The organism is Rickettsia endosymbiont of Pantilius tunicatus, from assembly GCF_964291875.1.
Classification (GTDB): domain Bacteria; phylum Pseudomonadota; class Alphaproteobacteria; order Rickettsiales; family Rickettsiaceae; genus Rickettsia.
Genome location: NZ_OZ198175.1, coordinates 1,108,652 through 1,121,315 on the forward strand (window position 1 = coordinate 1,108,652; position 12,664 = coordinate 1,121,315).

Below are 12,664 nucleotides of genomic sequence, written 5' to 3' on the forward strand. Positions count from 1 at the left end.
GGATAGCGAATTATTGCATAACCCGCTATTTGCGTTTACTAGGTTTTTTTTGTTAAAGCATGCTCTAGTACCTGATCAATATTTGAGACAGGGATAATTTCTAGACTACTTTTTATATTTGGTGGTATGTCTTTTAAATCCTTGACGTTTTCTTCCGGAATTAATACGGTTTTAATCCCTCCCCTACTTGCGGCTAGCAGCTTTTCTTTAAGACCGCCAATCGGCAATACATTCCCTCGTAAAGTTACCTCACCAGTCATAGCGACAGTGCGGCGTACCGGTATTTTAGTCATCAACGAAACAATGGTGGTAAACAAAGCACAACCAGCAGAAGGTCCATCTTTTGGAATAGCACCAGCAGGAACATGGATATGAATATCAAAATCTTTATAATCTTCATATTTTAAGCCAAAATCAGCCGCTCTTCTTCTAAAGCAACTATATGCAGCCATTGCTGATTCTTTCATTACATCGCCAAGTTTTCCGGTAGTTTTGATTTCACCTTTTCCTGGGAATGATAAAGCTTCAATAGTTAAAAGCTCTCCTCCTACCTCCGTATAAGCAAGCCCTGTAGTGCTACCTATTTGATCGTTTTTTTCTGCAAGACCAAAATTATATTTTCTAGCCCCTAAAAACTCTTCTAAATTATTGCTATCTACAGAAATATGCTTAACTTTTTTATCGGCCAAAATTTGCTTTAAAGCCTTTCTGGTTAATGCTCCTATTTCACGCTCTAATGACCTTACACCTGACTCTTTAGTATAATATCTAATTAAATCTAAAATAGCATCATCGAATATGCTAATTTCATCTTTTTTGATTTTGTGCATTTTGAATTGCTTGGGAACTAAGTACTCCTTGGCTATTTGGATTTTTTCTTCTTCTACATAACCAGAAATATTTATAATTTCCATCCTATCAAACAATGGTCGAGGTAGATTATCAATAGAGTTAGCAGTTGCTATAAATATTACATCTGATAAATCATATTCTACTTCTAGATAGTGATCGACAAAATGGCTATTCTGTTCAGGATCTAACACCTCAAGCAATGCTGATGCAGGATCACCTCTAAAATCTGAACCCATTTTATCTATTTCATCAAGTAACATAACAGGGTTACTTGTTTTAACTTTCTTAAGCTGAGTAAGGATTTTACCAGGCATTGAGCCAAGATAAGTTTTTCTATGCCCTCTAATTTCAGCCTCATCTCGAACACCACCTAGGGCAAATTTGGTATACTTTCTACCCATTCCCTCGGCAATAGATTTTATTAAAGATGTTTTACCAACGCCAGGAGGACCGATTAAACATAATATAGGACCTCTAATTTTATTGGAACGCTGTAATACTGCTAAATATTCTATTATTCGCTCTTTAACTTTTTCTAAGCCAAAATGATCACGATTTAGAATTTTCTCAGCTTGGTTAATATCGATTTTACTATTATCATATTTACCCCAAGGCAAACTAAGCAACGTCTCAAGATAATTACGTGTTACTCCGGATTCTGCTGACATCTGGTTCATAGTGCGGAGTTTTTTAAGCTCAGCTTCGGCTTTTTCTCTAGCTTCTTTCGATAGTTTTGCAGCTTTAATTTTTTTGTCAAATTCAGCAAGATCTGATTTATCTTCATCAAGTTCTTTCTGAATTGCTTTCATCTGCTCATGCAAATAATAATCACGCTGGGTCTTCTCTATTTGCTTCTTCACCCTTTGCTGCAAAGCTTGTTCGGTTTCTGAATTAACTATATTGGATGTAAGAATGTTAATGATTGTACTAATACGCTTAAAAGGACTTGTTTCCTCAAGTAATCGTTGTTTTTCTTCAAGTGAGGTAATCAAATGTGAAGCTAAAATATTTATAATATTTATAAAATTAGTAGTCTCACTTATTTCTTTATTTATAGTTTCAATAATTTCTGCATTGATTTTTTTATCATTACCTGCATATTTAGCAAATAACTGCACAGCATTATCAACTAATGACCGCATATTATTAGCATCAAATATCTCTTCATCAGGAATAATTTCATAATTTGCTTCAAATGCTTCATCACCTTTAATATTGCTTATCTTTACTCTTGCTATTGCTTCTACTAATATTTTTGCAGTAGTGTTAGGTAATTTTACTATCTGAATAACCTTAGCAAGTATGCCAACATCGTAAAGCTCGTTTTTATTTGGATTTTCTTGATCAAATTTTTTCTGTAATGTTACTAAAATGTACTTGCTATTATCTTCTTCAGAAAGTGTAGTATTAGAGAGAGCATGCAGGGATTTTTGCCTGCCTACAAATACAGGAGCAATTACACCAGGAAATACTACTATATCTCGCAGTGCCATTAATGGCAGTGATTTTTTATTCATCAATTAAAACCTTTGAAATTTGACGGTTATTAACTATATAATATAGTATTAAGACGATTTCAAGCTACCATTATTAATTATTATTTATGAATTTATTACTTCAAAATCCCAAAAATGTAGCAACTGCACATAATAGGATTAAACAATATCTGCATTTAACTCCAATGGTTCATTCTGAAAGCTTAAACGAAATGCTGGGACATGAGGTTTTTTTTAAGGTTGAATCACTGCAAAAAACCGGAGCATTTAAAGTTAGAGGTGTATTAAATCATTTATTAGAATTAAAAGAACAAGGAAAACTACCTGAAAAAATAGTTGGCTATAGCACAGGTAATCATGGAATCGGGCTTGCTTATGCAGGTAAGTTGCTTGGTATTAAAGCAAGAATTTATTTGCCATTAAATACTTCTCATGTAAAGCAACAAGCAGTAATTCATTATGGTGGGGAAGTTATATATACCGATACTCGGCAAGAGGCAGAAAAAAAAGCAAAGCTAGATGAAATGCAAGACTTTTATTATATGCACCCATCAGATAGCGATTCTACAATAGCAGGAGCAGGTACCCTATGCTATGAAGCATTACAGCAATTAGGATTTAGCCCTGATGCTATTTTTGCCTCTTGCGGCGGTGGTGGATTAATTTCAGGATCTTACCTTGCCAAGGAACTAATATCACCGACAAGTTTATTGATAGGCTCAGAACCGCTATCGGCTAATGATGCTTATTTATCTGTTAAAAATAATGAAATATTTAGGTTTAAGGATTCGCCTAATACCATCGCTGATGGTCTTAAAACTCTTAGTGTTTCGGCACGTACTTTTGAATATTTAAAAAAGCTCGATCATTTCTATTTAGCTGAAGAATACGAGATATATTATTGGACGGCTTGGCTTACTCATTTGCTGAAAGTAATATGCGAACCATCAAGTAGTATAAATATGATTTCGGTAGTAAACTGGTTAAAAACACAAACAACTCCTAAAAAACTGCTTGTACTAATATCAGGCGGCAATATTGATCCTATCCTTTATAATGAGTTATGGAAAGAAGAATATTTAACCGTGCCACCTAACATATCTACTTAAAAAGTTGTTTAATTCGTATAATTTTCTGGCGAATCAAAACAAATAAGAAAGCAAAAATTTTAGAAATTTCATATAAAAATGCGAAAATCCATCCTACCATCATAGCTTCACTTTTATCTACGGAATTATCTATATCTAGTAGATATTTTTTAAATTCAACTGAATCTTTGAACTGCATAAGATCAATTTGAAACATTGAATCAAATTGATCAGGATTTTTTAGCATCTTCTAATTGCTTATTCTGCTCTAACAAAACAAACTGTTCATATCGCTTATATGCGTCATTTTCTACACTTCCTCAACCAATAGACATAACAAAAAATGTTAAAAATGTGACCGCATGATACAAAATTATTAGATATTTATTTTTAATAAAATGTCTTATTGTTAATATGATTAAAAATGTATAGATTGATATTAAAAATAACTCTTAATTCGATTGTAAAAAATTGAACATAGATATACTTTTTTGATTAGGAAAGTTGTTTATCTTATAACTTATAAAGTATAATTTTCATCTTTTACAAGCAATAAATTTTAATTAATTATTATTCTATCATGAATTCCAATTATACTAGTTTACAAAGCAATAATTTAACCTTAGCTTGGCTTAAGCTTAGTATAATATCGTTAGGTTTTGCTGGTTTATATTCGATTGTTTTGGTAGTTCTTCGTACACCGCAACTTGCTAGCTTTTCCCCAAATCCTCATATTTTCAAATCTGCGTTAATTATCCATGTTGATTTATCGGTATTAATTTGGCTACTATCTATTACGGCTAGTGTTTGGGGTAGCGAATCGTCATTGCGAGGAGCAAAGCGACGTGGCAATCTTGTAAAACATCCTGAGATTGCCACGCTCCTTTTAGTCGCTCGCAATGACACGTTCCACCTCTACCCTAAACTCACTTTCTTTGCTACCATCCTTATAGCCATTTCCCCTATAGCTGGACATAATCCGGTTATGAATAATTATATACCGATGCTTGAGAATATAATATTTGTCTTAGGTCTTAGCTTATTCGGTATTACTTTGCTATTATACGCTTTAAATATTCTATATTTATTTGATTGGGCAAATTGGAGTGGTTTAGTTAATTTTACTATTCTATCGACTATAATAATGTTCATATTAACTTGGGTTTGTTTTTGGTGTTCTTATAATGATTTACAAAATGTTATCCAAATCATACCTATTGAGATAGAATTTTATTATGAATTACTTTTTTGGAGTGGCGGTCATTTATTGCAATTTATTTATACTCAAATAGCAATGTTTATCTGGATTATGTTATTTGAAAAGCTAATAGGCAAAGAATCAAAATTCCAAAAATTCTATCTGTTTTTGCTGTATTTAAATTTTGTTTTCAGCACTCTTATTATCTGGGGGCATATCTCTTACGATATTATTGATGGTAACTTTAAAGAATTTTATACAAACCATATGAAATATCTAGGCGGCATAGCACCTGGATTATGTGTGGGTGGTATAGTAGTTGAATCGTTATGTCACTGTAGCGTCATTGCGAGCGACTATAAGGAGCGTGGCAATCTCAGAATGTTTGCTGAGATTGCTTCGTCAATTGCTATGCAATTTCCTCGCAATGACGATATCATCAAATCCACCCTCCTCTGCTCTATTAGTCTATTCCTACTCGGCGGTTTGATAGCCATGAATATATCAGGCATAAATGTAGTGATCCCTGCACATTATCATGGTTCTATCGTAGGAATAAGTATTGCTTGTATGGGGTATTGTTATCAATCTGTCATCTTGCGACTTGATCGCGGTATCTTAGAACACAATCTGCGGTACAAGATCCCGCGGTCAAGCCGCGGGATGACATTAATAACCGCACACGGGGTGACAATGACAACCACACTCTACCTCCTAACATTCGGGCAGATTTTGCATATATTAGGGCTTGCTTTTGCTGGCGGTTACGGCGTTATGCGTAAAGACCCCAATACTGTAATGCCGCTATCTGCTAAGCTATTAATGGGTATGATGGGCGGCGGCGGGCTTATTGCTATAGTAGGTGGCTTGATGTTTGTTTATATTTGTGGTAAAACAATCTTTTTGAAAAATAAACAAAATTATGACGATTAAAAAACCGACAAAAGAAGAAGCAAAAGAGGCAGTAAGAACATTACTAAGATTTATCGGTGAGGATCCCAATCGTGAAGGATTATTTAAAACTCCGGATAGAGTAATCAAAAGTTATGAAGAAATATTTTCAGGATATAGCAAAAATATTGAGGAAATATTAGAAACAAAATTTAGTGATACCGGTAATTTTCAAGATTTTATCTCATTAGAGGGCATAAAATTTACCTCTTTTTGTGAACATCATATGTTACCTTTTAGCGGTACAGTACATATAGCTTATATTCCGGATAATTGTATTGTTGGTATAAGTAAGCTTGCACGAATAGTAAACGCTTTTGCTAAGAGATTACAAATTCAAGAAAAAATGACAGTACAAATAGCTGAAAGCGTGCAGGAAAATTTAAAAACACTTGGTGTTGCAGTTAAAATATCAGCTTTACATAGCTGTATGTCAATGCGTGGTGTAATGCAAGATAACAGCATCATGAACACTATGCACTATACAGGAATATTTGCCGAACAGCAAAAATATCGTCATGAATTCTTAAACCTTACTTCGAAAAAATAATATGTTACTATCCAAATATTTCCTACCTGTTTTAAAAGAAGACCCAAGTGAAGCCCAAATAACTTCTCATAAGCTAATGCTTAGAAGTGGAATGATTAGGCAACAAGCTGCTGGTATTTATAGCTGGTTACCACTCGGCTTAAAAGTGCTTAAAAATATTGAGAATATTGTACGCTTAAATATGGATAAAGCAGATTGCCTAGAAGTCCTAATGCCTTGCATTCAACCGGCTCATTTATGGGTAGAATCCGGACGCTTTGATAATTACGGCAAAGAAATGCTAAAATTTCAGGATCGTCACGATAATACTTTGTTATTTGGTCCAACTAACGAAGATATGGTTACGGATATTTTCCGTAATAATATTAAATCATATAAGGATTTGCCAAAAAATCTTTACCATATTCAATGGAAGTTTCGTGATGAAATTAGACCACGCTTCGGTGTTATGAGAGGTCGAGAATTTCTCATGAAAGATGCCTATTCTTTTGATATCGATGAAGAAAGTGCGGTTAAGACCTATAACCAAATGTATAAAGCTTATATTAACACTTTCAGAGATTTAGGTGTATTTGCTATTCCAGTTATTGCTGATAATGGTCCGATAGGCGGAAATTTAAGCCATGAGTTTCATATTATTGCCGAAACCGGTGAAAGCACTATTTATTATGACAAAAGATTTAAAACTTTAAGGGATAATACTGATATTGATATTGAAGAAATAAAAAGCTGGTATGCAGCTGCTGAAGAGAAGCACGATGCAAGTAAATTATCTTCTGATGAAGAAATAACTAGCAGCAAAGGTATAGAAGTTGGGCATATTTTCTATATTGGCACAAAATATTCTGTTAATATGAATGCTCTTATTAATGATGAGCATGGCAAATTAACACCTGTAGAGATGAGTTCATACGGCATAGGTATCTCAAGGCTAGTTGCAGCTATCATAGAAGCAAATAGCGATGCAAAAGGTATTATATGGTCTATCGCTGTTGCACCTTTTAAAATTTCATTAATCAACTTAAATATCCATGATAGCAAATGTATAGAACTTGCAGAAAGAATATATAATGAGCTACTTGCTCAAAATATTGACGTGTTATACGATGATACTGACGCAAGAGCTGGTAGTAAGTTTGCAACACATGATCTTATCGGCTCACCTTACCAAATAATAATTGGTCCTAAAAAAGCTGCAAATAATATTGTCGAACTTAAAAACCGCAAAAGCGGCGAAATAGAAGATATAGATTTAGATAAAAGAGCTTTAAATTCATATTTAACTTTTTTAACACTTAACTAACATTCTTTATTGACTTTTATGTAAAACAAGTATAGCTTTTTTACAATTTATTTTGTAGGAAAATTATGCTAGGTTACGCAAAAGAACAAACAACTTTAACCAGAGAGCAAAAGAAGCTGCTGGTATTTTATCTACTGCCACCTTTTTAGAATATTTTGACTTAATGTTATATGTTCATTTAGCAGTATTATTAAATGAACTATTTTTCCCTAAATATGAGACTAGCGTTACTTCTCTTCTCTCTGCTTTTACCTTTTGCTCTACTTTTATATTCAGACCATTAGGAGCATATATCTTCGGAAGAATTGGTGATAAATTAGGTAGGAAGTCCACAGTTATTATGACAACTACCTTAATGGCTTTATCATGTGTAGTGATGGCTAACGCTCCTACCTACGAGCAAATAGGTTATTTTGCTGCTGTGTTAATCACAGTTTGCCGTGCAGTTCAAGGTATGGCATCCGTAGGTGAAATAGTAGGTGCAGAGTTATATTTAACTGAAATTACAAAGCCACCTGTTCAATATCCTTTAGTTTCTTTTATTGCTGTAGCATCAGTAATCGGAACCACAGCAGCACTTGCTGTAGCTTCTTTAGTTACTACACATGGATTAAATTGGCGTATTGCTTTTTGGATAGGTGCAGCTATCGCAGTCATAGGTGGTTATGCTAGAACCAAGCTTAGAGAAACACCCGACTTTGTAAATGCAAGTGCTAGACTTTTACGAAGATATGAAAAGATCAATTAGACACAAAAGAACTAAAACATGATGAAATTTTTAATCAAAAACCTAGTAGAAAGACAACAATATATTTCTTTATAATGAGTTGTGCTTGGTCTATATGTTTCTATTACACTTATATTACCTGCGGTGAAGTATTAAAGAATTCATTTGGATATAGTGCTTCTCAGGTAATTCATCATAATTTTATTATCTCAATGTTTCATTTGGCTACTTTATCTTTAATATGTTTCTTAAGTTATAAAATATATCCTTTAAAAATTCTTAGAGTAAAATTAGTATTATTATTTATATTTATTTTATCTTCCCCATATCTTTTAGGAAATATAACCACACCTATACAACTTCTTTTAATTCAAATATGCATAATATCATGCTCTTTTGATACTGTTCCCGCTGTTTCTATATTCTTTAGACATTTTCCAGTTTTTAAACGTTTTACCTATAGCAGCATGATATATGCTATTTCTAGAGCTTTAATGTATGTAATTACTTCATTTGGAATTATATATCTAACTAAATATTTTGGTCAGTATGGGTTATTTATTGTTATGGTACCATTACTTGTGACTTGTATGTTTGGTCTTAATCATTTTCAGGAATTGGAAAAGAAAGCTGGTTATTTATAAATTATGATTTTCATCATAAAGTTTACTATCATTTAGAAATTTATAACATATGTTACTAAACTTTTCTTCAATCTCGTAACATTCTAAATGTATAGCAGAAACTAAAAATTTTCTTAGCGTTTCGTTAATTATCTTATAGGCTTTTTCAGGGGTCTTAGATTCTAAGGTTTGTATATTATGAATACGATCAAATAGTTTTATAAGTACAGTATCATATCTTTTTTGTTTAATTAGTAAATTAAGACTTTCTTCGGTACTTATTTTTCCACTAGGTTTAACTCTGGTTAGACCTTCTACATGCTTTGCAACTTCTGCACCAAAAATCTCAGAGCCTGTCTTGAAATTAAGGTTTAGTCAATTTTTTAAGCATAAGTGTAATCATATTGATATAAATAATATGTTCAGAAGTTTTATAGTTATGCTCATAGTCTTTACTCATACGACGAAAATTATTGAGCCAGCCAAAAGTACGTTCAACTATCCAACGCTTGGGAATCACTTTAAACCCCACTTGATCAACAATTTTACGAGAAATTGTCAGTAATGCTCTTACAGTTAAAAAACACCAAATTTGTAATGCTCCAGCATAACCACTATCTGCAAAAAATTTGATAATACTAGGATATTTTGCTTTTGCCTTGATTATTACATTTTTAGTACCATCTCTGTCTTGTATACCTGCTGAATGTACTTCACATGATAATACTAAACCAAGTGTATCTGTAACTATATGGCGTTTCCTACCCTTAATCTTCTTGCCTGCATCATATCCTCTAGCTCCCCTTTTTGGGTAGTCTTAACAGACTGACTATCTATAATCCCTACAGTAGGAGTGGATTTCTTACTTTCTTTCTCCCTTACTTTTTGGACTAATCTATCATGTATTTCTTACCATCTACCATTCTTACGCCAACGTAAATAATAGTCATATACTGTTTGCCATGGGGGAAAATCTTTAGGTAATAATCGTCACTGACAACTACTCCTCATTACGTAACGAATGCCATTAATTATATCTCTTATATTATGTTTACGTGACCGTCCTATCTTGCAAGGACCAACAAATGGAGCTAAATGTATCCTTTCTTCTTCCACTATATCACTGGGATACATATTCCTACTTTATTATTTTTTGACAATATAAATTATTTCTTATATCTTTTCAAGACAGGCTGTCAGTAATTATTTCTTCAGTAAGTTCCATATCTTCAATAGTATCATGAAGCAATGCTGCTTGTAACATGATAGCGTTGTAAAGCTTTGGAGCATTATACGCTACAAACTCTGCAAGCATTATAGTTACCTCAATAGGGTGGGAATAGTACGGATCACCTGATTGACGCATTTGAAGACCATGATATTTACGAGCGTAATAAATACCTTTTTTAATTTCATCAATATCTATAGGGTTTTTTACTTTGGCGTTTAAATCCTCAATTTTATCAAGAAGTTTTTTAGCATATTCACAAACTTCATATTTTTCTTTCCAGCTGTTTAAATCTTCCATAAAAATTATTTACATATTAATATTAATTGTTCCAAAAATAAATTCACATTTTCTAGGTTAGCAAATAGTCCTCTGCTTTATACCATTCTTACATTTACGGAATAAGCTATACTTAAAACCCTAATATAATAAGCTATTTAAAGGTTCGACTTGGAAACATTTTTTAAATTTAATATAAAAACGTTTTTCACACCCACTTATTCCTTGATCTGGTAGGGTTTTCTTGTTCCAATTCAAAAATAGTCCTCTATGGCAAGCCCTAGAGGACTCGAACCTAAAGTTTGTTAATAGAATTAAGGACTGTCTCTAAGATCATACTAGCTGCTACTGCATCATCATTATTATTACGTTCTTTTCGTTTAATACCAAATGATTTTAGAAAATTGTTTGCGGCTTTTGTAGTGAGTCGTTCGTCTTGTAGATATATAGGTAAATTTATAGATTTTGTCAATTCTTCAGCAAATTTTATCACTATAGCTGTTTGCTCCGTCTGTATTCCGCTCATGTCAATTGGCAAGCCTATTACAATACCACAAGCTTTATATTGTTCAATTTTCTCAAGTAAAGAAGCTATGATTGCTTTTTTATTTGCTTCAGTGATAATATTCAATGGCATGGCTATATTACGTTCTTGATTAGATATAGCAATGCCTATTTTTTTGCTGCCGTAATCAATAGAGATAAGAGGTGCATTTGGTAATAAAAGCCGATAAAATTCTTGAAGATTATTTATGATCATGATAGGTTGTGTGTACAAAATTTATATAATTATTTTATTATATGCTAAAAAATATTCAAAAACATTTAGATATCAAATTAATTAAATTATCGGCAATTTTAGCCTTTATTTACTGCTTATTATTCAATAGCGCAATATTAATTTATAAATTTGATTATTATAAAGCAACAATCTTTAGAGGAATATTAGAACTATCAAAAGATTTTTGCTATATTTATATATTTTCTTTTATAGCATTTTTTGGTCTTAGCGTACATAGATTAGCGTTAAAATTTGGTTCATGCTTTTTATTTATCACTTCTGCAATAGCTAGCTATTATATTTATTTCTTTAAGGTAACTCCTACTAAACAAGTAATTGGTAGTTTTTTTTCAACAGATTTAAACGAAGTTTATGAACTTATAAGTATTAAATTAATAATATGGATAATTTTTAGCTTATTTGCTTGTCTTTATACTCTCAAATCTTTTGCCACTTCTGATACTAAATCTTTCATCACAAAACTATTATCAGCAGCTTGCTTACTTATCTTTTTATATAATGTTATTACTCCATCCTTTAAAATATTAAAAAACTACTTTCCTGTTCAATATTTACATAATACTTATCTTAATTTTGCTGGAAACCTAGGAGGTAAAAATCATGCTCAAATAGACATTAGTAAGCAGTATAATTTCGTGGATAATTCCGATGCAGATATTATTGGCGTTTTAGTTATAGGAGAATCAGCAAGATTTGATCGTTTCGGTATTAATGGTTATATGCGTGATACAACACCCCGATTAAAAAATATTAAAAATCTTACTTCCTTTAAAGCTAAATCCGCATCAAACTTAACTTATATTTCCGTACCGTCTCTGCTTTCCCGTTATCCGGCAAATCAAATTGAAAATAATAAATTTGAAAATAGTTTTTTAGCAGTTTTAACTAGTTTAGGATTTAATACTACTTGGATCGGTACACAAACTTTAATGAGAAATTTTGCAAATTTTGACTTAGGCACTATTTATAATGACGTTAATTTTACCATAGTACCTGGGGGCTCTGCTTTATTTTCCCTAAATGATCATGATGGAAAAATGCTTCCTTTTGTACAAGAAATAATTTCAAATTCAAATAAACAATTTATAGTAGTTCATACATCCGGTAGCCATTGGAATTACACCGCAAGATACCCTAAAGAATTTGAGCAATTTACTCCTATTTGCAGTGGTAAAATTAAGTCTGATGCAAGTAACTGCGAGCAGCTAGCACTTGTTAATAGCTACGATAATTCTATTTTATACACCGATTTTTTTTGTCTAATTTAATAGATTTGCTAAAAGATAAAAATGCATTTCTATTATATGTCTCTGATCATGGCGAATCATTAGGGGAAAACGGCTATTATGGTCATGGCGGACCACTAATTGCAGAACAAACAACCGTACCCTTTCTAGTCTGGATGTCAGATGAATTCAAGCAAAAACATCCTGAATCAGTAACATCAATTAAAAATTATGCCAATAATGAAATTAGCCACGATTACGTTTTCCACTCTATACTTGATTGTTTAAATATAGATTCTGATGTTATTGACAAGGATTTAAGTTTATGTAAATCTAGCTAA

Annotated in this window: 9 protein-coding genes and 3 pseudogenes; 6 read left to right on the forward strand and 6 right to left on the reverse strand. The window is 32.3% G+C overall.

Annotated features, from left to right (window positions below; genetic code table 11):
* Positions 1–38: 38 nt before the first annotated feature.
* Complete coding sequence (gene lon / locus ACICQC_RS06470) at positions 39–2,369, reverse strand: endopeptidase La (protein ID WP_395477671.1); 2,331 nt, start codon at positions 2,367–2,369, stop codon at positions 39–41.
* Positions 2,370–2,455: 86 nt separating this feature from the next.
* Here lon and ACICQC_RS06475 point away from each other — a divergent pair, with 86 nt between their 5' ends.
* On the forward strand, positions 2,456–3,457 hold the full coding sequence (locus tag ACICQC_RS06475; protein ID WP_395476426.1) for a serine/threonine dehydratase: 1,002 nt from the start codon (positions 2,456–2,458) through the stop codon (positions 3,455–3,457).
* Here the strand turns inward: ACICQC_RS06475 and ACICQC_RS06480 are convergent.
* On the reverse strand, positions 3,450–3,683 hold the full coding sequence (locus ACICQC_RS06480; protein ID WP_395476427.1) for a hypothetical protein: 234 nt from the start codon (positions 3,681–3,683) through the stop codon (positions 3,450–3,452). The genes ACICQC_RS06475 and ACICQC_RS06480 overlap by 8 nt on opposite strands.
* A gap of 333 nt (positions 3,684–4,016) precedes the next feature.
* On the opposite strand from ACICQC_RS06480, the gene ACICQC_RS06485 reads away from it, so the two are divergent.
* The 4 genes and pseudogenes from ACICQC_RS06485 to ACICQC_RS06500 all read left to right on the forward strand — a co-directional run bounded on the left by ACICQC_RS06485 (position 4,017) and on the right by ACICQC_RS06500 (position 8,809).
* Positions 4,017–5,567: a hypothetical protein gene (locus ACICQC_RS06485; protein ID WP_395476428.1), complete on the forward strand. Its 1,551-nt coding sequence runs from the start codon at positions 4,017–4,019 to the stop codon at positions 5,565–5,567.
* Entirely contained in the window at positions 5,557–6,135 is a 579-nt protein-coding gene (gene folE, locus ACICQC_RS06490; protein WP_395476429.1) for a GTP cyclohydrolase I FolE, read from the forward strand. Before ACICQC_RS06485 ends, folE begins: the two co-directional genes overlap by 11 nt.
* Before the next feature lies 1 nt (position 6,136).
* The gene (proS, locus tag ACICQC_RS06495; protein WP_395476430.1) at positions 6,137–7,438 is read left to right on the forward strand and encodes a proline--tRNA ligase; all 1,302 of its coding nucleotides are present in this window, start codon (positions 6,137–6,139) and stop codon (positions 7,436–7,438) included.
* Positions 7,439–7,503: 65 nt separating this feature from the next.
* A pseudogene (locus tag ACICQC_RS06500) lies at positions 7,504–8,809 on the forward strand (MFS transporter).
* A 343-nt stretch (positions 8,810–9,152) separates the two neighbouring features.
* On the opposite strand, the gene ACICQC_RS06505 reads toward ACICQC_RS06500, so the two are convergent.
* The 4 genes and pseudogenes from ACICQC_RS06505 to ruvX all read right to left on the reverse strand — a co-directional run bounded on the left by ACICQC_RS06505 (position 9,153) and on the right by ruvX (position 11,055).
* On the reverse strand, positions 9,153–9,560 hold the full coding sequence (locus ACICQC_RS06505) for a transposase (RefSeq protein WP_395477632.1): 408 nt from the start codon (positions 9,558–9,560) through the stop codon (positions 9,153–9,155).
* Between the two features lie 218 nt (positions 9,561–9,778).
* Complete coding sequence (locus ACICQC_RS06510) at positions 9,779–9,922, reverse strand: hypothetical protein (RefSeq protein ID WP_395476275.1); 144 nt, start codon at positions 9,920–9,922, stop codon at positions 9,779–9,781.
* A 61-nt stretch (positions 9,923–9,983) separates the two neighbouring features.
* Positions 9,984–10,316 (reverse strand): annotated as a pseudogene (locus tag ACICQC_RS06515) (guanosine polyphosphate pyrophosphohydrolase); the annotation flags it as partial.
* A gap of 274 nt (positions 10,317–10,590) precedes the next feature.
* Positions 10,591–11,055 carry a Holliday junction resolvase RuvX gene (ruvX, locus tag ACICQC_RS06520; RefSeq protein ID WP_395476431.1) on the reverse strand — a complete coding sequence of 155 codons (465 nt, stop codon included), beginning with the start codon at positions 11,053–11,055 and terminating at the stop codon, positions 10,591–10,593.
* A 41-nt stretch (positions 11,056–11,096) separates the two neighbouring features.
* Here ruvX and ACICQC_RS06525 point away from each other — a divergent pair.
* Positions 11,097–12,664 (forward strand): annotated as a pseudogene (locus tag ACICQC_RS06525) (phosphoethanolamine transferase).